13 protein-coding genes are annotated in these 22546 nt (G+C 66.0%); 2 read left to right on the forward strand and 11 right to left on the reverse strand.

Annotated elements, in window-relative coordinates:
• Window positions 1–287: 287 nt before the first annotated feature.
• The 5 genes from ACQ5DX_RS28900 to ACQ5DX_RS28920 form a co-directional block, all read right to left on the reverse strand.
• Entirely contained in the window at window positions 288–2264 is a 1977-nt protein-coding gene (locus ACQ5DX_RS28900) for an acetoacetate--CoA ligase (protein ID WP_430336170.1), read from the reverse strand.
• Between the two features lie 41 nt (window positions 2265–2305).
• On the reverse strand, window positions 2306–3475 hold the full coding sequence (locus ACQ5DX_RS28905; RefSeq protein ID WP_430336171.1) for an alpha/beta hydrolase family protein: 1170 nt from the start codon (window positions 3473–3475) through the stop codon (window positions 2306–2308).
• 17 nt (window positions 3476–3492) lie between these two features.
• Window positions 3493–4449 (reverse strand): cyclase family protein, encoded by a 957-nt coding sequence (locus tag ACQ5DX_RS28910; RefSeq protein ID WP_430336340.1) that lies wholly within the window; start codon window positions 4447–4449, stop codon window positions 3493–3495.
• Window positions 4450–4502: 53 nt separating this feature from the next.
• Entirely contained in the window at window positions 4503–5618 is a 1116-nt protein-coding gene (locus ACQ5DX_RS28915; protein WP_430336172.1) for an FAD-dependent monooxygenase, read from the reverse strand.
• Window positions 5619–5710: 92 nt separating this feature from the next.
• Entirely contained in the window at window positions 5711–6793 is a 1083-nt protein-coding gene (locus ACQ5DX_RS28920; protein ID WP_430336173.1) for a VOC family protein, read from the reverse strand.
• Between the two features lie 131 nt (window positions 6794–6924).
• Between ACQ5DX_RS28920 and ACQ5DX_RS28925 the strand changes: the two genes are divergently transcribed.
• Window positions 6925–7830, forward strand: a complete 906-nt coding sequence (locus ACQ5DX_RS28925; RefSeq protein WP_430336174.1) for a LysR family transcriptional regulator — start codon at window positions 6925–6927, stop codon at window positions 7828–7830.
• 235 nt (window positions 7831–8065) lie between these two features.
• Here the strand turns inward: ACQ5DX_RS28925 and ACQ5DX_RS28930 are convergent, their stop codons facing one another.
• The 5 genes from ACQ5DX_RS28930 to ACQ5DX_RS28950 form a co-directional block, all read right to left on the reverse strand.
• Window positions 8066–9010 carry a Fic/DOC family protein gene (locus ACQ5DX_RS28930; protein WP_430336175.1) on the reverse strand — a complete coding sequence of 315 codons (945 nt, stop codon included), beginning with the start codon at window positions 9008–9010 and terminating at the stop codon, window positions 8066–8068.
• Window positions 9007–9207 (reverse strand): antitoxin VbhA family protein, encoded by a 201-nt coding sequence (locus tag ACQ5DX_RS28935; protein ID WP_430336176.1) that lies wholly within the window; start codon window positions 9205–9207, stop codon window positions 9007–9009. Before ACQ5DX_RS28935 ends, ACQ5DX_RS28930 begins: the two co-directional genes overlap by 4 nt.
• Window positions 9208–9299: 92 nt before the next feature.
• Complete coding sequence (locus ACQ5DX_RS28940; protein WP_430336177.1) at window positions 9300–18044, reverse strand: DEAD/DEAH box helicase family protein; 8745 nt, start codon at window positions 18042–18044, stop codon at window positions 9300–9302.
• Between the two features lie 143 nt (window positions 18045–18187).
• Complete coding sequence (locus tag ACQ5DX_RS28945) at window positions 18188–18835, reverse strand: hypothetical protein (protein WP_430336178.1); 648 nt, start codon at window positions 18833–18835, stop codon at window positions 18188–18190.
• Between the two features lie 234 nt (window positions 18836–19069).
• Window positions 19070–19672 carry a hypothetical protein gene (locus ACQ5DX_RS28950; protein ID WP_430336179.1) on the reverse strand — a complete coding sequence of 201 codons (603 nt, stop codon included), beginning with the start codon at window positions 19670–19672 and terminating at the stop codon, window positions 19070–19072.
• A gap of 510 nt (window positions 19673–20182) precedes the next feature.
• On the opposite strand from ACQ5DX_RS28950, the gene ACQ5DX_RS28955 reads away from it, so the two are divergent.
• Entirely contained in the window at window positions 20183–21043 is an 861-nt protein-coding gene (locus ACQ5DX_RS28955) for an Abi family protein (protein WP_430336180.1), read from the forward strand.
• Between the two features lie 199 nt (window positions 21044–21242).
• Here the strand turns inward: ACQ5DX_RS28955 and ACQ5DX_RS28960 are convergent, their stop codons facing one another.
• On the reverse strand, window positions 21243–22529 hold the full coding sequence (locus ACQ5DX_RS28960; protein ID WP_430336181.1) for a hypothetical protein: 1287 nt from the start codon (window positions 22527–22529) through the stop codon (window positions 21243–21245).
• Window positions 22530–22546 lie beyond the last annotated feature (17 nt).

Consider the following 22546-nt stretch of genomic DNA (forward strand, 5'->3'; position numbering starts at 1 on the left):
GAGAGCTTGACGTCCGCTCGCCGCGGAGCGGACGCGGCCTGCGCCGATGGGACACCGGCTGGCGTGCGTGGTCTCGCGCTGCAGGTGCGGCAGGCGCGCGAGGAGTTGTTCGCGGTCGGTCGGACCCTGACGGTGCTGGCCGCCGCGTACGACCAGATCCCCGGCACTGATTGAGCGAAGCGGACCGAGCCGCCCGCATTGAGATCCTCGACAGCCTCTCTGACGCCGCGCTGGCCCTGGGCGACGCTGCCCGGCAGTTCGAGAGCGGGGTCTGGAATGCGGCGATGTCAGGTGTCGGCGTGGGCGCGACCGTGCGGTCGGAAGCCGACGAACTGGTCAAGCAGCGTGGCGTCGTCCAGTGCGTCCGGTGAGACGACCGAGGCGGGGTCCGCTCCGAGGAGGATCTTCTTGATCGGCACCTCGAGTTTCTTTCCGGTTTTGGTGTGTGGGATCCCGGCGACTTCGATGATCTCGTCGGGCAGATGCCGTGGTGATAGATCGGAGCGGATCGCCGCCTCGATTGCTGATCTGAGTCCGTCCTGGAGGGTTCGGCCTTGTCTGGCTACGACGAACATTGGCATCCAATAGGACCCATCGGGTCGTTCGACCCCGATGACGAGCGCTTCGGCGACTCCGGGTACCGAATCGACGACGGCATAGATGTCGCCGCTGCCCATGCGGATGCCGTTGCGATTGAGGGTGGCGTCGGATCGGCCGTGCAGGATGCCGGATCCTCGCTCGGTAAGGGTGATCCAGTCCCCGTGTCGCCACACTCCCGGGTACATCGCGAAGTAGGCATCGCGGTAGCGGCTTCCGTCCGGGTCGTTCCAGAACCGGACTGGCATGCTGGGCATGGGTCGTGTGATGACCAGTTCGCCGACCTCGCCGGCTGCAACCGGATATCCATCCGCAGACCATGATTCGACGCAGACACCGAGACCGCGGGCGGACAGCTCGCCAGCCCACACTGGGACGTCGGGTGCACCTAGCAGGAACGCGCCGACGACGTCGGTTCCGCCGCTCGACGAGTTCAGTGGGAGGTCGCCGATGCGTTCGCGCGCCCATCGGTGGGTGTCGGCCGACAGGGGTGAGCCGGTCGATCCCATCGCGCGCAGCGAGCAGAGGTCGAAGTCTCTGCGCGGGTGGATATCCGCCGCAGCGCAGGCCTGCAGGTATCCCGGACTGGTCCCGAAGAACGTGATGCCGTTCTCTTCGACGAAGCGCCACAGCGTTGTTTCGTCCGGGTAGGCGGGCGCGCCTTCGTAGCAGACGATGCTCGCCCCTGTCGTAAGCGCCCCCGCCAGGACGTTCCACATCATCCAACTCGGTGAGGTGTACCAGAAGAAGCGGTCCCCGGGACCGATATTCATCTGCAGGCGCAGCATCTTCAGCATCTCGAGCAGCACACCGCCGTGACTGTGTACCAGCCCCTTCGGCACCCCGGTCGTGCCTGAAGAGAACAGCGTCCACAACGGTTCCGAGAATTCGACTGCGACCGGATCAACCTGAGCGTCGCCGGACACGGCGTCCTCCCAGAGCAACAGATCCGCCCGGTGGAGTGGCTCGCAGAGGCGGGAGACGAGGATCGTGTGCGCAATGGTCGGGATCGCAGCGAGGATCTCGTCGACGGCATCCACCCGCGGGTGTTCTCGGCCGTTGAACCGGTAACCGTCCGCCGTGATCAACGCTACGGGCCGCAGCTGTCCGAGCCGGCTGACGACGGCGGAGGCCGCGTAGTCCTGTCCCACCGACGCCCACACCGCACCGAGCGTCGCGGTGGCGAGTAGCCCGATGACGGCGTGCGCGGTGTTAGGCAGGTATCCCGCGACGACGTCCCCTCTGCGGACACCAAGCGAACGCAGTGTGGCGGCGAGAGCGCCGACCTGTCGACGCAGTTCGGCGCGGTCCATCTCCTCCCGCGCTCCGGTTTCGTCGACGGTGACAATTGCAGTGTCGGCAGGGCCGCCCTGGGCGAGCAGGTATTTTGCGAAGTTGACATGCGCGCCGGGAAACCAGCGGTGCTCAGGCATGGGATCGCTGGTGAGGACCTGGTCGTAGCCGGAGTAGTCGTAGAGCCCGAAGAACTCCCAGGCGGTTGCCCAGAACCCTTCGACGTCGGTCGTCGACCAGTTCCACAGCGTATCGTAGGTCGGAAGGTCAAGGCCGCGCTCCTCCCGCAGGAAGGACCGGAACCGGTCGATGACCGTGCCCCGGATGAAAGCGTCGGTCGGTTCCCACAGCAGTTCGGCGTCGGTGTCGTTCATCGACAATGCCTTTCGTGTGCACCTCGTCGGGGGTAGTGGTGTCACTGAGACGTTCGGGAGGACAGGAGGTCGCGAACTGTCTCGTCGATCCAGTCGCAGATGTAGTCGGTCACGACCGACATGTTGTCGACGCTGCAGTGCTCGACGCCGCCTTCGCGGTCGGTGAAGATCTTCAGCTCACGCTTGGGACTGTTGACCAAGTCGTCGTAGAGGGCGTGGGCGTAGTCGACGGAGATCTGGCGGTCGTGTTCGCCGTGCACGACGAGGAACGGCACCGTGACGCGGTCCATGATTCCCCGAAGAGTGATCTTCGGTGCGAGGGAGAGGAATTCGTCCATGTCCGCGGCGCCCCAGACCCATCGGACGTGGTCCCAGTAGTGCGGCACCGGCCGGTCACCCTGATTGGCCAGCCGCTGGAGCTGGACCTGCCCCCAGTCGTAGTTCGCGCCCCACGCGACGGAGAATCGGATGCGCGGCTCGAAGGCGGTCGCGCGGGGCCCGTAGTAACCGCCGAGGGACCAGGCAAGCATGCCGACCATGTCGGAGTCGATGTCGGCGCGGTCGTCGAGGTAGTCGATGCAGGCCGCGGCCCATCGTTCGCTTTCGGGGATAGCGGTCATGTTGCGCAGGCGCAGTGCTTCCCCGGATCCAGGGGCGTCGACCATCAGGGTGGAGATGCCGCGGCGTCGCAGTTCTTGCGCGGTGCCGCTGCCGTAGAACTGTTCTTTGGTGCTGTCGAGCCCGTTGAAGAAGATCACGCACGGGGCAGGTGTGGTGGTGTCGGCGCGCATGAGCAGGCCAGGAAAGCTGCCTTCGCCGAAAGGGATCTCGACTCGTTCGGTGGGCTGTTCGGTCAGTTCGAGGTACTGCGAGAAGCTGCGCAACGTCTTGGCGTAGGCCTCCTTGCGGGGGCTAAACGAGTGGTTCTGCATGCGTTCGGCCGTCTGGTAGTAGATCGCGGCGCGGTGGTGCTTGTGCCCCGCGCTGTGGCGGCGGCCGAGCTTCTCGTCTTCATCGGCGAGCTCGACGAGGGTGTCGGCGAGCCCACACCAGGAGCGGAAGAACGCCTCCGTGGCGTCGTCCTCGCTCGCGAAGTCGGCCGCCGCCAGGGGGCGGCAGGCACGGTCGATTTCGCCGATCAGACCGCCTGTCTCCAAGGCGATGCCAACCGACAGGTTCCAGACGTAGTTACCGGGAAAGGGTTCGAACATGATGCTCCTTGAGCGGGTTATTTCAGGGCGAGTGCGCTGACCGGCGAACCGGCGGCCCCGGTCAGGGGCAGTGGTGAGGCGACGAACATGAACTCGTAGCGGCCGTCGGCGGCGCAGTCGACGGCCAACGCGTCGAGGTCGAACATCTCTCCGAAGGTGATCCCGGAGTGCACGAGCGAGACCACGTGCAGTGGCTGGAAACAGCCGATCTCGTTGGGGCGCACCTCGACACCCCAGGTGTCGGTTGCCACCGCTGCAATGTCGTGCTGGCGCAGCCACGGTGCGGTGTGCAGGGACAGCCCCGGTGCAGATCCACCCGCGTAGTCGCCCCAGTCGCCGCGGCGGGCCTTCATGAATCCGGTGCGAACGATCAGTGCGTCGCCGGGCTGAACGGTGATCTGGTGTGCCTCGAGGTATTCGTCCAGATCGTCGGGTCCAATAGCATCGCCGGGCTCGAGTGAGTCCACCCCGCGGTGTGCCGGCATATCCACGAGAACACCGCGCATCGCGATGCGGCCCGTGAGGTTCTCGATGCTGTTGCTCGTCGACCCCGACGAGGTGACCTCGGATGCCGGGCGGCCGTTCCACATCCGACCCTCCCAGAAGATATGAGAGAGGGCATCCCATTGGGTTCCGGACTGGGTGGGCATGACCAGGACGTCGTCGGCGAAACCGAACCCATGCGCGGGCCCGAACCCGCCGGGCAGCGGGTCCTGCATACCCGCCAGGTGGTCGGTTCCCGTTGCCGTGGTGAGGATTTGCGGATTCGCCCGAAAGGAGCCCGTCTGTGGACCGTGTTGGTTGTAAGGCAGGGTGAGCGAAATGACCTTGCCGGCGGTGACCAGCGCTGCGGCGCGGCGAACCTCCTCGGGCCCCACGAGGTTCATGGCGCCGATTTGGTCGTCTTCGCCCCACCTCCCCCAGTTACTGCACCGTTCGATGTAGGTGCGCAGTAGATGCAGGTCATTGTCGATCGTCGTATTGCCCATCACTATGCTTTCGATCGGAATAATCGGTGGTTGGCGGATCAGTACGGGCCCGCGAGGATGCTGAAGGCCTCGCTGGACAAACGCTGCTGTTCGACATCGGGTGTCTCAGGCTGGATCTGCCAAGCACTGAGCTGCACTGAAGTGTCGACGACATACTTGCATCGGTCGAAACGACGCTTCGAGTAGGCGTGCAACGCATCGGGGATGGTTGCGGCGGCGGCGAGTTCCTCACCGAGCACCAGCGCATCCTCGAGGCACATGGCACCGCCGGCGGCCAACTGCGGCGTGGTGCTGTGCGCGGCGTCGCCGACCAGCACCGTGCGACCTCGGTACCAGGGCTGGGGAACCACGATGGTTTCGAGTGGCGCGTAGTGCACAGCTGCGGGATCGATGATCAACTCGCGAACGGCGCCAACCGGGCCGCCAAACGGGGCGAGGTGCTCGCGCAGGATGCGAGGAAGCTCCGTCTGTGGTGGCCGGGTGGTGGCCGGGACCGGAACGCAGCAGTACAGGTACATCTTGCTCTGGCTGATCGGGGTGAAGCCGACGTGAGTGAACTGGCGGCCGTGGAACTGCATCTCGGTGGTGATCTCCGCCGGACGGTCAAGTACGGCGCGGATGCACACCTGACCCCGGAACGTCGGCTCGTGCGCGCCGAAAACCATCTCGCGCACTGTCGACCGCAGACCGTCTGCACCGATCACCAGATCGAACTCCCCGACCGACCCGTCGTCGAACTCCACGCGGGCCGTGTCCGCCAGGTCGTCGATGGACTTCGGTGAGATGCCCGTCCGCACGGTTATGCCCTTAGCGGTCGCCCGGGTCAGCAGTACACGGTGCAGGTCGGGCCGAGTCATCCCGAGCAGCCCGGGAGCGCCTGCTTCGGCTGACGGCAAGGGTATGCGGACCAGCTCCTCGCCGGTGGGCGTGCACACCTTCATCTCGCTGCTGCCGAATCCCTCAGCCAGGCACTCGTCGAGGACACCCAGTCGGTCCAGCGCCCGCACGGCCGCCCCGATGAGGGTGATGCCGCTGCCGAGAGCTCGCACCTCGGCGTCGCGCTCGATCAGGTCCACCTCGATTCCCTGACGCGAGAGCACCAGCGCGGTCGCGAGACCGCCGATGCCACCTCCAACGATCAATGCTCGTGTCATGTTCTCCACCTGATGTGTTCGAATTTGGGGGTCGGATTTGTCGTTCTGGATCGCGGCAGGTTCGCCTTCGCGATCGGTCGCTGGAGAGGCGGTTAAATGGGCGCCTTCGTCCACAGCCCCTTGTCAGGGTCATTGAGCATCGCCGGGATCATGGGTTCGATGGACCCTCCAGTTCCCCACTGATCGGACTCCTCGGGGGTGGCCTCGAACCGGCGCGGCACCCAGGCGTCGTCGTCCTCGATCTTCTCCAGCTCGGTCGTGTACTCCACGACGTTCCCCGTGGCGTCAGTGAAGTACGAGAATGTGTTGTTGCCCGCTCCGTGCCGGCCGGGGCCCCATAGCGGATCCTGGCCCGATCGAATCAGGCGGCCGGTGCCACGCATGTATTCATCGATCCCCCGCATCTCGAATGAGATGTGATTGAGAGAAACGTGGGGGCCCTGACCAATTGCAAAAATGTGGTGGTCGGTGCGCACCCGCATGAAGCACATCTTGTCCTCGAGCCAGTCCGAGAGTTTGAACCCGAGATGCTGCTCGTAAAAACGCTTGGTCGCGAGCACATCCGGGGCGTTGACCACGACGTGGCTGAGCTTCTGCGGAATCGATTCGCCCGGTGCCAGGGGTCGGGATGGACGGCCCGCGACGTCCGCGGAGACTTCGATCAGCCGGCCATCCGGGTCGAAGAAGCGGAATCCGTATCCGCCGCCGGGAGTATTCAAGGCATCCGGCTCGGAAGCCAAAGCGATGTCGGCGGTGCCGAGCCGGGCCGCCAGTGCGTCGACCGCGTCGGCTGACTCAGCTGCGAAGGCGATCAAGTCAAGCCGCTTGTCCTCGTCCTTGCGGATTCGCACGATGTACTGCTCCGGGTGCGCCGGGGTACCGAAGAAGGCAACGTCCGAGTCCTCGGCGACGATCTCAAGGCCCCACATGGTGCGGTAGAACTCAACCGCCTCGGCGAAGTTCGGCACGGCCAGGCCCACGTGCCGAACACGGGTGATCGGTGACTTCTCCGGAGGTGTCATGTTGTCCTCGTCTTCTCCCCACGGCGCACCGCAGGGATCTATTTGTCTGTGATTTCGGGTCGAGACGCGCGGTGTGCACATAGACCGCAAGGTCGTCGGTGGCGTGGCGTTGATCACCGGTTCGACACCGCCGACGGTAGTGACCCAGGTCATGCGTGTGTTAGTGATAGATATCGATAGGACCCATCACCATCATTGATGTCTGCGGGCGGAGGCTCCTTCCGCTCTGTGTTGCGACACAGCGGCTGAGCCGGCCGGAAAGGGAGTTGACCATGAGGCCTGGCGTGGATTTGAATCTGCTGCTGTCACTCGAAGCGCTGTTGACCGAGCGAAGCGTGACACGGGCAGCAGAGCGCATGTCTGTCGGCCAACCGGCAATGAGTGCCTCGCTCGCCCGACTCCGCAAACACTTCAATGACCCGCTGCTGGTCCGGGAAGGCCGCGGTCTCGCGCTTTCTCCCCTCGGCGAGTCGCTGCTCGACCCGGTACGCACCGCCGTGGGGTCCGTCGAGGCCGCACTCGAGCGCACGCCTGTATTCGACCCCGCCGCGGACCGCCGTACCTTCACGATCATTGCAAGCGACTACGTACTGGTCGTGCTGCTCCGCAAACTGATTGCGGTTCTCGCGACAGAAGCGCCCGGCGTTCAGCTCACCGTTGCGCCCATCGGTTCAGACTTCGCAGATCAACTGCGCCGCAAACGTGCTGACCTGGTAATCGTCCCTACCGAGGTGGTCGATCCGGACTTCCACTTTCCGGGCACTCACCTGATGACCGACCGGTACGTCCTCATCGCCGACCGCAATTACACAGACCTCCCCGAGGTGATCAGCATCGAAGAGTTCGCAGCATTGCCTTACGCCGCCTACGTGGTCGCGCCGATCAAACCGGTGATAGAACGACAACTTGACACCCTTGGCATCGCCCGCAAGATCGCAGTCGGAACCCAGTCGTTCGTCGCGGCGCCGTTCTTGCTCCGCGACACCCGGCTCGTGAGCCTCGTGCACGAGAAGCTCGCTCGCGAACTCGAAGGCCCCGCGCAGCTTCGCATCATCGAGCCTCCGGTCGACCTGCCGCCACTGCACGAGAAGCTGTTCTGGCACCCACGCCACACATCTGATCCGGCACATCGATGGCTACGAAATCGGATTATCGAACTCGCACGGACACTGCATCTGAAGGGCGAATAGCTGGCTCGTGGCGCGGTGGTGCACTCATCCAGGTGCGACCACCCACCCTGCTATTGTCGGCAGGCCCTCGACCTTGGACCGCTTCCGCGGCGCCGATGAGTGACGAGACCGCTCGGCAGGTCACTCCGGCTGAAAGCGCTCCGCTGACCCGCTCCGGATCAAGCTCATGCCGATCCTGCTCGAGGCAACGCCATGATTCACCACACCGAATCCACATCCCGCTGAAGGCAGCAATCTAGTCGCCGAGTTCGTTGACGGTCTCGGTAGCAGGCTGGTGCGTCTGGGTGGAGTCCGGTGGTTGCTCTGTGCTTCCTGCTGATCCGAGCATCGTCTTCAAGTCGCGTGGGTGGCTGTCGGCGACGGCGTAGAAGGCGTCGAGCAGATCAGCGGTGACAACCCCGTTGTCGATGATGCTGACGACCTGCGAACGCTCGGGCTCCGGCTCGGGATACAAGGGAATGACCGCGTCCTGCAGGGCATCGGCAAGCCAGTCAGAACGTCCGGTCTGCTGGTAGTAGAAGCGTCCGTTGACGAAGTCGTTGCGCAGCTCCTCACCGTCGGCGAAGCGTGCGACGTCGAGGTCGTATCCGGCCTGCTGGGAGAGCTGGTGGAAGTACGCGAACTGGCTGCGGGTGTTGCCCTCTCGGAAGCTGTGGACCTCGTTGATGCGGCACCAGATGTGCGCGAGATCGCGCACGAATGCGTCCCTGCCGCGGCCGCGAAGGTGGTTGTCGCGGGCGAGGTCGGTGTAGCACTGCTGGGCGCGGGCGGAGATGTCCGGCGCGGCGGGGTACTCGTGGAAGATCGGGCGGGGGTTGACCTCGCCGCGTTCGAGGGCGGCAAGGTCGCGGCCGGCCTTTCGCATCGGAACCTCGGGTGCGGTGCGTTCCTTTCCGGCCCACGGGTAGACGTCTTGGAAGATGTGGTGGTGGATCGCTTTCATGTGGTCGTAGTCGAAGTTGCAGTCGATCGGGATGCGCATGAGTTGGATCATCCGCAGGTGGGTGAACTGCGCTTCGAGGTCCTCGAGGAGAACCTCGTTCGGTGTTCCGTGCGGATGGCCTGTTCCGGTGAAGTTGTTCTTGAGGACGCCGTTTCCGGTGCGCGGGTCGATGGTGCCGGGGATGAAGTAGTCCTCCCACGTCCACGGCCGCTCGGCGCGGCGGAACGGGTTCCTCATCGCTGGCTGGTGTCGCCGAGGATGCGCTCGCGGGCGGCGGCGAGTGCGTCGTCGATGCTGATCTCGCCGCGCGCGTAGCGCAGGGAGAGCGCTTCGGCGTCGGCGTCGAGTTCGCCGCCGGACAGGCGCAGGGCCGCGGTCGCGAAGTTCATCGCTTCCTGGGCTTCGGCTTCGGTGGGCTGGTGGTGCTGCGGCATCGCTTCTCCCCTGGTGATGTTCGGGTCCGAAGACCCGGAACGGTCCGGCAGTAGGCGCTGGGGTGGCCTGCTGCCGGACCGCGGTGGTGATTCTATTCAGTCGGGTCGACGTCCCTATGGACGCTTTGCTCGTGTGTCGGTGACGGCGCACCGTCGGCAGGTTCGGGGTCGTCCGGGCGGACCGAGTAGCTCGTGAACTCGCGGCCATCGAGCGCACGCAGGCCGTCGAGCAGGTCGTCGTCGAGAGTCGCTGTGGGCGACGGATCGACGGCGTCGGCGGCCGCCGACGTGGTGTTGTCGGCGACCGGTTGTGCGGCGTGCCGGTTGTAGAGGTACGTCGTGTCGATCTCGCGGGCCTTGGCGAAGGTGACCGCGGCGCTCTGCGCGGATCCTCGGGCGCTGCCGCGTTGTTCAGTGAGGCCTGACTCGACGGCGCCGAGCCCGTCCCACGCTGCCCAGTGCCACATGCGGTCGGTCCATTCGACTCGCGCCCCGGGCATTCCGCTGTCGCGGTCGCCGCCGAGCGCGAACACCGACCCGTCCGCGGATCGCGGCAGCCACGGGTCCTTCTCGCGGTGTTCCTGCCGCTGCGCCTCCTGCTCGGCCCAGTTCTCGGCGTACTTCTGCATGAACGTCGGTACGGCCTCGGCCAGGGCTTCGCGGGTCATGCCATTCGCTTCGGCGTGCCCGCGGGTGGGGTTGAGGTCGAGGGTCCACTGCTCGTACTGGCCGTCGCGGCTGCGGCGTTCGGTTTCCTCGGCAAACCGGCGCAGCGCGTCCGGTGAGTTCTCGCGGGCGTTGATGTCCGCGTTCATCTCCGTCAGCTCGGTTCGCACGCGCCGAAGTTCGTCGCCCTTGGTGAACTCGAGGACCGGTTCACCCCGCACGGCGTCGAGCCGTGAGGTGGTCTCGTCCAGCTCCCGCTCGACCACGGCGACAGACTTCTCGACGTCGCGGAGCATGTTCCGGACGCGGGCCATGAGCCCGTGCGTCGCGGACGTCGACGACATCGCCTCGACGATCTCCTTCTGTTCGAGGTAGCGGACCATGCCGCCGTCGGTGTGGAGCTGCAGCGCACCGGTGCTCAGGTGGTAGGTGCCGTAGACGGGCACGCCGGCGACCTCGAACAGGGTCTCGGGCGTGGTGCTGCGGTTCATCCGCATGTAGGTGTAGCGGTCCTGCAGGGTGGCCTGCAGTGCCTCGCCGACCTTCTCGCTGTCGCTGTCGACGACGATGTGCGCGCCGATGGTGAGCTTGCGCTTGTCGCGGTCGGTGGCGAGCCACTGCCCGATCGGGACGGTGATCTCGTGGAGCTCCTCGAGCTGGGTGCGCAGGATCGGGATCTCGCGGGTGAACTTGCGAACCATGAACTCGTTGAGCCGGTTGATCTGGGCGACGGCCTGCTCCTCGTTGACGAGCTTCTTGACCTCGGCCTCCTTCTCGACGGCGTTGACGTAGATCGGATCTCCGGTCGCGGCCGCCTTCGTCTGCGCCGCGGACAAGGCCATGTCGGCGCCGATGTCCTCGATCGCGTGCGGGACGTCTCCGGTGCGGAGCTGCTCGATGTAGTGCGCCTTGCGCTCGACGATCTGCCACATCGTCGCGTCGAAGGACTTCTCGGCGACGTAGTTGAGGATCTCGACCTCGCGGTTGACGTTGCCCTGCCGGATGATGCGTCCCTCGCGCTGCTCGAGGTCGGCAGGACGGTACGGGCAGTCCATGTGGTGCAGGGCCTTGAGTAGTCGTTGGGCGTTGACGCCGGTCGACATCGTCTCGGTCGATCCGATCAGTACCCGCACCCTGCCGGCCCGGCAGTCGGCGAACAACTTCTGCTTGTCCTTCGCTGTCGGGAAGTCGTGGATGAACGCCACTTCCTCCGGGCGCATTCCGCGTTCGACGAGCTGGGCGCGAACCATCGCGTAGAGGTTCGCATCGTCGCCCCTGTCACCGACCTTCGGCGTGCCGCGGTCGCAGAAGATCATCTGGAAGACGCCGTCGGCGGCCGGGCCGTGCCCGTCTGCGGGGGTGCGCAGGTCGGCGTTCTCGGTGTGGACGCGCCACACCTGGTCGACGACGTGGCGGACGCGGTCGTTCTCCGGTTCCGGATCGGCGAGGTTCGCGAGCCGCGGGTGCAGGGACGCGTTGCGGCCGTCGTTGCCGATCTTGAGTGCGTTGTCGAGGTGGGCGGTCTTGCCGGTCGTCTTCTGCATCCGCACGTCGAGGTCGTGCATGAAATCGCGCACGTCCTGGCTGAGTTCGAACTCGACGATGGTCCGGCCTCCTCCGCGCAGTGCGGGCAGATCGGCGGGGATCTGGTCGCGCACGACGACGTCGCGGAACTGGTCGACCATCGCGACCATCTGCGGCAGGTTGGTGTACTCGGCCATGCGGGAGACGGTGCGCAGCTGGGTGCCGGTGACGTTCATCTCGACGGTGGTGCGCTGGCGGGCGAACGACTGTGCCCAGGCGTCGATGTGGCCCATCTCGAGGTTGTCGAGCAGGTCCGGGCGCAGGTACTTCTGCATCACCCACAGCTCGGACATGGAGTTCGAGACCGGGGTGCCGGTGGCGAACGCGACGGCCTTGGCCGGCGCGTTCGGGCGTCCGGCTTCGATGTTGCGGGCGATGGCCTGCTCGCGCAGGAACGCGATCTTCATGTCCATGTCGGTGGCGCGCTGGGCGCCCTTGATGACCGATAGGTCGCTCGAGTTCGACGGGCGGGCGAGGTTCTTGTACATGTGGGCCTCGTCGACGAACACGAAGTCGCATCCGGTCTGCTCGAACGTGATGCCCGCGTCCTTGCCCTTGGCCTTGATCAGCCGCTGGAGCTGCTCTTCCTTGCTGACGAGGGCCTTTTCGATCTCCTTGACGGTGTGGCCGCTGTCGGATTCCTTGGCGCCGAGGAGCGCTTCGGCCAGCGCCAGCTTCTCCTTCTCGATGTACGCGATCTGGGTGTCCGGCGAGACGGCCATGAGCTTGAACTTCGACTCGGGGACGATGACCAAGTCCCAGTCCCCGGTGGCGGACTGGCCCATGAACCGCTGCCGGTCGGCCGAGCCGTTGAGGTCGGTGGCCACGAGCACGTTCGCGCCCGGGTAGGCGTCGAGGACCTCGCGGTGCCACTGGTCGACGAGATGGTTGGGCACGACGATCCACGGCTGCTGCACCTGCCCCAGGCGCTTCATCTCCATGCAGGACATGGCGATGGTGAGGGTCTTGCCGGCGCCGACGCAGTGATCGAGCAGGATCGTCTCGTCGTTGAGGAGCCGGACCACGGCCTGCTTCTGGTACGGGTACGGCAGGTACTTCGGGTTCAGTCCGGGGAACGTCTTGTGCGTGGTGTCGTGCTGGATCCGCTCGAAGCTGTTGAAGACGTCGTTGAACTTTCGGGTGAGCCGGTCGGCGCGTTCGGGATCGGACCACAACCATTGCCCGAACCGCTCTTCCAGGCGTTCGGCGCGGTCGCGGAGTTCCTCGGTGCGGCCCTTGTGGAACGACGGCTTGGGGTTCTCGAGCAGCTCCTCGTCCGTCTTCCGGGACTGGATCGGCCGGTTGTTGCACATCGACTCGAACAGATCGAGGCCGCTCATGTCCGCGGCGGGCAGTCCCCAGTTGTCGCGGTACCCGTAGGCGTTGTTCCAGTTCGGGGGCTGGGTGGACTTGATCTTCCACGAGCCGGTGACCGCGGCGTATTCGACGGTGAGACGGTCCTGGTCGACACCGAACTCGTCGACGAGGAACTGCCGGTAGATGTCGGTGCCGAACCAGGCCGCGCCGGGACGCAGCCCGATCTTCGACGGGTCGACGTCGACGGGCACCGTCTTGGCGAGCGCCGCGACGGCGTCGGTGTAGCGGGCCGGGTTCTCGGCGGAGAGGAGCTGGGCGCGGGCGAGTTTGTCGCGGACGTTTCCAGACAGAAACGCTGCGGCACTGACCCATCCGTCGGAGTCGAGGTCGGGGTAGATCTTGCCCTTGGCCTGCTCGAGGACGTCCTCGACGGAGGTATCCAGGAGTTCGGCTATCCGGGCCGGGTCGATCTCGCCGGACTCGTCGAAGCTGATCGCGATCGCTTCGTCGATGGTGTCCGCGCTGGTGGCCGGCTCGAGGACGGACGAGATGTCCTCCGTGAAGATCTCGGCCTTGCTCGCTTCGCGGGTGTCGTCGTTGTACCGCTCGATGCCGCGGACCAGGGCGATGCGCGGGTCGTACTTGATGACGCCCTCGAGGTGCGCGCGCTTCTTGTACGGGGCCTGGCTCGGTGTGTAGGCGCGTTCCCACAGGTCCTGGGCGACATCCTCGGGCAGCTCGCCCTCGAACGGCTCCGTGATCTGGACGCCGTCGACGTCGATCGTGGCGTCGCCGTTGGCCTCTCGCCACCGTCGTTCGAGCTCGGGGAACCTCTTGGCTGCCTGCTCGTCGGTGTTGCGGGAGGCGTGGCTGGTCCACTTGTAGCGGTTGACGTGCCCGTATTCGGCGACGTAGGCGTCGTACTGGCGGCCCAAGCTCGCCCGGAGCTGTTCACGCTGCTCGAACGTCGTCTCGGTGCGGCTGGCGTCGACCAGCGCGAGGACGGTGTCACCCATCGCGAGCAGGCTGCGCCACTCGGCGCTGCGGGCCTCCCCCTTGGTGCCGGCGTCGTCCCAGCGTCCGGCGGTGTACTGCTCGAAGGTGTTCGCGACCTCGTTGTAGCGCAGGGTGCCCGGGATCGGGCGGGCGCCGAGCTCGGCGGCGGTGAACAGGCCGGAGTGGTCGAGTTCGGTGACGGTGTCCAGGGAATCGGCGGCTGCGGTCAGGCCGAGTCCGGTGACCTTGGCCTGCTCGATGATCGGCTCGAGGCGACCGCGGACCTGATCGGCCAGCGGTGCGCTGGTGTCGGCATCGACGTTCAGGCTGTTCCGGCCGTGGAGCCCGTGACCAACCCGGATCGTGCCGAGCACGTTGCGCGGGTGCTGCTGGAAGTAGTCGTTGACGCTGATCCGGTCGTCGCCGACCGTCATCGCCGACGACTTGATCCACTGCCGCGTCTGCGCGGTCTGCTCCCGGTCCGCCTCGCGGCGACGGAAGATCAGCAGGTCAGTGACCACATCGGTCTTCGCTTGCCGCTCGAACGCCTTGGACGGCAGGCGGACACCGCCGACGAGGTCGCCGAGTTCGGCGATCTCCTCGCGGGACTTCGTCCGCACGGCGTCACTGGTGAACGCGGAGGTGATGACCGCGACGTAGCCGCCGGGCTCGGTCAGGGCGAGGGACTTGCGGATGAAGTGGTTGTGAATGCTCAACCCGTTCGGGTTGTGCCGGTCGTCGTAGACCTTGATGTCGCCGAACGGGACGTTGCCGATCGCCGCTGTGAACGTGTTGTCCGGGGCGAAGTCCCGCTCGAAGCCGTGGTTGCGGACCTGCTGATTCGGATACAGCCGGTGCGCGATCTTCGCGGTCATGGCGTCGAGCTCGACGCCGACCATGCGAACCCCCTCGGGGGCGTGGCCGATGAAATGGCCAGCCCCGCAGCCCGGCTCGACGACCCGAGCCGGATCCGGCAGCCCGGCCTGAACCAGGGCGTCCCACATCACCTTGGCCAGGGCGGGATCGGTGTAGTGGGCGTTGACGGTGGAGCGGCGGGCGGCCGCATACTCGCTGTCGGTGAGCAGGTCCCGCAGCTCCGCGCGGGGCGGATCGAACTCGTGCTTCTGCTCGTCGAACACCTGCCAGGCGCCACCCCAGCCCGACCAGCGGGCCAGGATCTCCTGCTCGTCGACGGTGGCGGCCCGATCCTGCCGGTCGAGGGTCTTCACGACCCGGATCGCGGCGATGTTCGCCTCGATGCGATCTCGCGGCGAGACCGGGACCAGCACATCGGTGCCCAGCTCGAAGTCGATGGCCGGCACCGCGGGCGTGGGGGCGCGCGGCTCGGCCTCGACCGCTTCGGGCGCCTGCAGCACCGGGACCTCGGCCTGCGGCGTTTCGATCGTCGGATCGGGCTCGTCGATCGCCGGGGCGTCGCTGTATCCGGCGAGGGTCTCGGCGGTGACCCGGACGCGGGAGCCGTCCGGCCGCTCCGCCTCGATGAGAGTCTTTCCCGCCCACAGCGAGAGCGGCTCCCCCATCTCCGACTGCGGGACCTGCGGCAACGCTTCCGCCACCGGCTCGGCGGCAGGCGCGGCGACGGGCTCGGCCGCCTCCGGCGTCGGGGCGTCCGGCGTCGCGGCGTAGGTGATGGTGCCGTCGAGTTCACGGACGGCGTTGTACTCCACTGCTGCAGCCGGGGTCTCGGGCTCGGCCGCCTCTGGTGCCGGCGCGTCCGGCGTCGCGGCGTAGGCGATGCTGCCGCCGAGTTCACGGACGGCGTTGTACTCCACTGCTGCAGCCGGGGTCTCGGGCTCGGCGGGCGCGGCCGCGGCGGTGTTCTCGGCGTCGGCCTCCGCGACGGCTTCGACGAGGGGCGTCTGGCCTGCGGGTTCGGGGGTCCGGCCTGTGGCCAGGTAGGTGCGGGCCTGGTCGATCGCCGCGGTGGCGGTGTCGGTCTCGATGCCAAGCTCGTCGTTGTGCCAGGTGGGATTACCTGCCGGGAAGCGGATCTCGACGTGGCGGCCCTGCGGGTCTCCGACGATCAGGGTGTGGGTGGTGAAGATGTGCAGGTCAGGCTCTTGTGTGGAGAACAGGTCGCGCCCCGCGGTCGTAGCGGCGCGGTGCCGGTCGGACAGCAGCGCGGGCACGGCGTCCTCGCGCAGGACCTGCTCCGGGTCGAGCCCGTACCGGGCGGCGTCGGCGATTAACTGCGGGGAGGCGGACTCGACGTCGGCCAGGGCCCGGCGCACTGCTTCCCAGGTCAGCTGGCTGTAGGCGCCGTTGGGGCCGCTCATCAGGAACTCCGAGCGGGCGACGACGTCGATCAGCTCGTCGCCGTCGAGCGCGGCCCGGACCTGGCGGCCGATCTCGTCGCGAACGTATTCGACGGCCTCTGCGCTCTCGCGCACCTGCGGGGTCGACTCGGCGCCGGCCAGCTTCTCGGCGTATCCCTGGGCGGCGCGGTAGTCGTTACCGAACGACGTCCAGGACGCTCCCCCGTCTCGGGTCAGCTCCCACCGGCCCATCCGGTAGGAGACCTCGATGTCGTTGCGGGCGCCGGGGCGATCGAGCTTCCAGCCCGAGGATCCGACGTTGCGCCACACTGGGTGCGGCTCGTCCGGGGTGGGCAGGTTGTGGTGGACGATCTGTCGGGCGTCGGCGGCGAGCCAGTCGTAGTCGATGCTGGTCATCGCGGTGGCCAGCTCGGGCCACTCGTCGGGGAACTCGGCGACGAGACGCTCGACGGCCCCGCTCAGGGCGTTGTCGCGGGGCCATCCGCCGGGCAGTCCGATCCAGGTGGAGATGAACGGGTCGGCGGCCAGACGCTCGCCGGCCCACTGCCGCCACTGCTCCTGCGCGGCCTCGTCCCGGAACGGGCTCGGCACATCCGCCCTCGCGTTGTCGACGGCCTGCTCGGCGACCGACAGTCGCATCCACCAGTTCGCTGACCGCAGCTCCTCGAGCGCCGCGGCGCGGGCCTCGGTGATCGCGACCATGTGCGAGAGCTGCTCGTTGCAGACCGACTTGAAGCCCTGATGCAGGTAGAGCTCGCGCGGGCCGACTCCGGCGGTGCGGGCGTAGGCGACGACCTCGGCGTCGGCCGCGAGGTCGCTGTTCACGCGGTCGATCTCGGGGGCGAGGTACTTGGCGCGGGCCTCGTTGTATCCGGCGATGAAGTCGTTGTGGACGGCCTGGGCGACCTTGCTGTTGGACCGGACACCGCTCAATGCCTCGGCGGCCAGCGGGTTCGTGGTCGGCTCTGGTCGCGCTGCGGGGTGCTCGCCGTTGAACGCGTCTCGGCCGACGAGCCGCCAGTCGGCGGTGCCGGTGATCGTCGCGACGTCGATCGCGGTCTGCGCCACGGTCTGCCGGTGCAGCTCGTCGACCGAATTGAGCTGCCGGGCGTCGGTGTCGATGCTCTCCTGGATCTGCTCGATGACCGGATCGGGTCCGGGCTCGGTCTGGGCGACGATCTGTTCGGCGAGGCCCTGAGCTGCGGTTTCTTCGACGGTCGGCTCGGCGCGGTGGTCCTGCCAGACCTGTTCGGCGATCTGCCGGGGCACCTCCGACCAGAGGGCGTCGTCGGCGAGCAGGGTCCGGGCGGCCTTGCGTAGCTGGGGATGTCCCTCGTCCATCACCTCGGCGAGCGCCGAGAGCGCCTGCGACTTCGCCTCCCTGACGGCCCACCCGATGTAGTGATCGTGCGTGTTCGCGCTCGCCTCCGCGGCCTGGATGAGCCCGGCGTCGGCGCTCGCACGGGCGACGACGGCGTCGATGACCGCCTGCCGGGGATCGGCGATCTCCTCGGTCGTCGCCTCCGGCTGCGCCGGTACCGGCTCGGCGGCGGCCGCCGGCACTTCGGCGGCCTCGGCGGCGGGCTCACGCTGCGGCACCACGAATGGCGTCGTGACTTCCCCGGCCGGGAAGGTCAGTGCGGGCTGGCGGCCGTCGAGGGCGGCGCGAATCGCCTGGTCTGCCTGGCCTTTCGTCAGTGTCGTGTCGATCAGCTCCGCGGGCATCCCGCGGCGGTCGAGCATCTCGGCCAGCGTCTCGCGCTGCCGGACGGTGGCAGGCTGCTCACGCCACGTCGCGGCCGCGGTGTGCACGTCGCGCCGGCCCATGCGCAGCACGGCCCGGTGGTTGATCGTCTCCGGGTCCTGTCCGGCCTCACGTAGTTCGGTGCCCAGGCGTCCGACCACGCCCTGCTGCCCTCGGTACTGCGCGAGCAGACCCTCACGACGCGCCTCGAGCTTCGCGATCGAGGTACGCAAACGACCGGTGACCTGCTGGTCACCCGCTGATTCGGCCTGTACGAGACGTGTTTTCGCGCTGTCGAGCGCACGACGGACCGAGGTGCCCTTCTCGACGATCCCGTCGAAGTCGCGGCGCGCCTGCGCCCACCGGTAGGTGAGGTCTAGAACGGCGTCGTCTGCGACCTCAGCTGCTCGTCGATCATCACTTCCAGCTCCTCGCGCACCGGGTCCACGCTGGTCGTCGGCGTCGGCTCGTTGTCCTCGAGCCGCTGCTGTACCAGCGACAACGCCAGCATCTGAAATTCGAACGTCCCCGCCGTCCCCCACACCCGGCTGACGATCCGCTCCGCCAGCTCCGACACCTCGACCATGCTGCGCCGCCACCGATTCGGGTCGCGCGCTTCCCGCAACCGGCGCGCCTCCGCTGCGGCCGCCGCCGAAATCTCCGCCAGCGCCTGCTCCGTCTGCGACGTCGCCTCCGCGGTCAACTGCGGGTACAGCTCCGTTTCCAGCACCTTGCTGCGTGCCGAGCGGCGTGCGGTCTCGATCAACGCCACCGTCGTCGGGAAGTCCGGCTCCTGTCCCGGACGCTCCTGCCGCCACTGCTCCGCCAGGAACCCGTGCGGCGAATCCCCCACCATCCGGTCCACCATCGACGTCAGCCGCAGGGCCTCCGCGTCGATCTGAGCCTCCCGCTCCCCCACTGACAGGTCCGGATCCATCCCGATCCACTCCCGCCAGATCCGCGCCACCTCGGCCCGCACGATCGGGTCGATCGCTTCCGTCTCGACCTGCTCGTTCTCCGCCATCACCCTGCTCCTCCTGAATCGAAAAAAGGTCGTGCTGCTCGTTGTCTCGCGCCACAGGTGCTCCTCGAACTTTGCCGCACCGCCCGGTGCTTCCCCTAACATTCGCTTAGGATTCGGTTCGGAATCTACCCTGCATCGAAGCAACGTTCATCGTTGATGGGCTGCAGCTATGTTGTGATTTGAAGGCCACGCCCGGATATTCGCCAATCGCTAGGCGATTTTCAGGGGACTCTTTCACCATCTCGCTCGTTGTGGGGTGGCCGACCCCATCGCGGCCGAGACGATCATGAAGAACAGCACGACGGCCATCAGCGGCCAGAGCAGGAATCCCACGATCGCGGCCCGGCGGTGCGCACCCGGCGGCCGTACCGGGAGAACGACCGTAGCCCCATGCCGGCGGCGGTCAGAACCATCAGGATCTGTGCAATCTGCATCTCTACCCTCGATTTTCGTGGATGCCGGCCGCATCGACCGGCATCGTCGCCATGCAGCTCGACGCCTGGCCAGCGCGCCCATGAGTCGGCTGATCTCGCGGGCGATGTCGTCGCGGTCGTCCAGGCGGACGGGGCGATCACAGGTCGTCAACCAGCTCCGCGACGTGCGGCGCTCCATCGCGCGGACGTAGTCCCCGTGGGGGACGTGGACGACGGTAAACAGCACGTCGCGGCCGGATTCGGAGCGCCACAACAGGTCCCCATCACTCAGGACGACCTCCCCGACGTCCGGGTCGATGATTGCCAGGAGCGCCTGGCGGTGCCGGTCGTCCATCTGCCGATGGACGGCCCACCCCTCGGTGCTGATCGTCGCGGGCGCGAGCGTCGGTGCGCTGGTACTCATCCCACCCCCCTTCAGAAGAGCTCAAACTGCACGCTCGCAGCGTCGGCATCCGCGGCGCGGGAGTGCCGGGCCGCCATCTCCTCGACGATCGACTCGGCGAGGCCCATCCCTCGCCGACCTCGGTCCAGCTGAGCCCCCGCTGACCAGCTCTCACGCCTGTCGATGCAGCTCCTGATCGGTCATGTCCCCTCCTCGCTCGATGCGTCTCCAACACGTGCAGCGTATTTGAATACCTATCTATTTACAATAGATGGCGCGCAGGGGAAGCAGCGGAATGGGTTTGAGCAGGGACGATCCCGGACACGCGCCACGGCGACCCGCGAACGGCATTCCTGACCAAGACCGCCTGGCCGCCCATTGAACCGACCGATTTGAACCGCCCCGACCAGTCCAGACTGACGAAAGTTGGCAGCTAGCACGGGAACAGCTAGACTCACGTTCAACGATGCCCGCCAAGGCTAGAGCCCAGTGCTTCCTTACTTCGGCGGGCGTTTTACTATCATCAGGCGAATGAAACCCTTCCTTCCCGTTGAGCAGCAGATCGAGAAGCTGCGCTCGAACGGATTGGTTCTCGCCGGGAACGACGCCGATGACGCTCGCCAGCTTCTGTTAGACCACAATTACTACCGCCTGAGTGGGTACTTTCGGTACTTCCAGGTCAACCCGCCAGCTGGAATCGATCGTTTCACCTCGCACGCTAGTTTCGACGATATTCGCCTTTCCTACGAATTGGACCAGCAGCTCGCCGAACATCTACGCAAAGGACTCACGGCGTTTGAAGTGGTCTTCCGATCGCGTCTCGCCTACTGCATCGCGGAATCGTCGGGACCAGATTCCTATCTGACAGAGGGAATCTATCTCGACAAGCCAGCGCGATCCCTTCTGCTCGCCGACATCGAGAAGGATCTCAAACGCTCCGATGAGCGGTTCGTGAAGCACCACGAAGACCGGGGAACAACGCTGCCCGTATGGGCAGCCGTCGAAGCGCTGTCGCTGGGAACGACGTCAAAGATGTACGGTCTCATTGAAGACTACGAGGGCGTATACAAACCCATTGCCGAGCGGTTCGGGATCTCTCACCGATACTCCCGCAAATTCTTCCGGTCGATGACAGTGCTACGAAATGTCTGCGCGCATCACGGGCGAATCTGGCACCGAAACCGCGGTATCGAAATCGAAGTTCCTCGGGATTCCCGCGGCAAAGGCGCCCGCGAGATCTACAAAGACACACCCTGGGCGTGGATCTGGTCACTGGGACATATCGTGGACTACGCGCGTGGCGACAAGGAGTACTCAGATTCCCTTTGGGATTTCATCGATACCACACCTGACTGGTTCGTCGATGGGCTCACCGACCCATCGCCTATGTGAGGCAGCGTGCTCCGATCCCAAGGCGCCACGCAGCCGCCCAAGTGGCGATCACCCCGAACAGGGCCCGCGCCTCATCACCAACCCGGCGAGCCCGCCCCACCCTGTCCGTCACCGCCGGCACCCTGCTCCAAGCCCCGGTACGGCCGAGGGAAGGACCGCCCGAAGCATGCTGACCACCCACCCAATCCGGCCATCGAAGTCAGTGCGTCCAGACTTGAATCGCTTCTTCGGCCTGCTCAGGAGTCATCACAGGCAAGGTTCCCACTCCTGATGCCTCTTCATTGATGCCTTCGGCAGTTACCCGCCACGAGTACTCGATCTCGCGGCAACGGTCTTCAGGATTCAGAAGCCGAAGGATCACCGGGTTCACAACGTCAGGAATTCGACGCTTCCTTAGGCGCCCGAAATCGATTGTCAGGACAAGGTCGTCACCGTCCTGGACCCACTGCCGGTCCGGCGGAACGACGCCGGCTAGGGACGGCCGATCGAATTGATGAGGCCGCCGCAGCTTGCTCAGAGGCGCCCAAAGATCATGGTAACTAAATCCAGTTGGAGTGAGCCCTTCAACACCCCGGAAGACTACTTCTAGCTCGACCCCTTCCAACGGAGTTTCGGTCGAAATGCTGATTTCCAGCGGCTTCCCAGCCGCTGCGGCAGCCCGTTTGTCGTAACGATCGACTCCACGTCGAGCATTGTTTGCCCAGACTCGTATTTCTTCGTCCGTCTTCGGCGTGCGCCTCGGGATTGCAGACAATGTCATTGCGACGGGAGAGGTGAACTGAGACGAATTCTTGTCCGCCCACTCCCTTTCTTCCTCGACATCGATGCTGACGAGCGCGTCCACAAGTTCACTTACGCACTCCCGTGCACGCCAGACTGTTCCCTCGATCCGAAGCTTCAGGGTGGAGAAGGGACGTGCGCTCGTACTCAGCGGCGTCGCCGCGACGCCCTTCGCCTGGAGCACCTTCGCATCGTGCGACAGCGCACGCGTGACGCTCTCTTTCAGAGATTCGATCGAGTCAAAGGTTTTGTACAGCCCCAAGGGATCCTTGGAAAAGAGCTTCTGGAACGCAAGGAGCCGATCGAACTCCTTCTTGCTCTCGCTCTCGTTCCAGACCGCCAGTGGCACGTCACCCTTCGAGAAGTACATATGAACGGGGTGATTGACGCGGCGCAAGTCCGCTTCCTCGATGGTTCCCGAATGCTTGTTGCGAGAGGTAGCGGTTCCGAGGCGATGCTTGAACAGGCAGATTACGACGTCGCTTTGCTCGGTGAGTTGGTGGTTGATGACAACCTGACCATCGACATCGCCGGCGTAGATCGGAACGGCGTCGGTCGCATAGTGCTTCACGATGAAGACCACTCGTTGGTCGATCGCATGGTCGCTGTTCCATTGGGCGATCGCCTCTCTGACCGCCGTCACTTCAGCGCTGGTGTCGCGTGGGCCTGAAATCATGACGACTGCGCCCAATGCATCGAATGCCATGCGGCAAGTGAATCACC

Origin of the sequence: Rhodococcus sp. ACT016, assembly GCF_050477185.1 — a bacterium.
In the GTDB taxonomy this organism is placed as follows: Bacteria; Actinomycetota; Actinomycetes; order Mycobacteriales; family Mycobacteriaceae; genus Prescottella.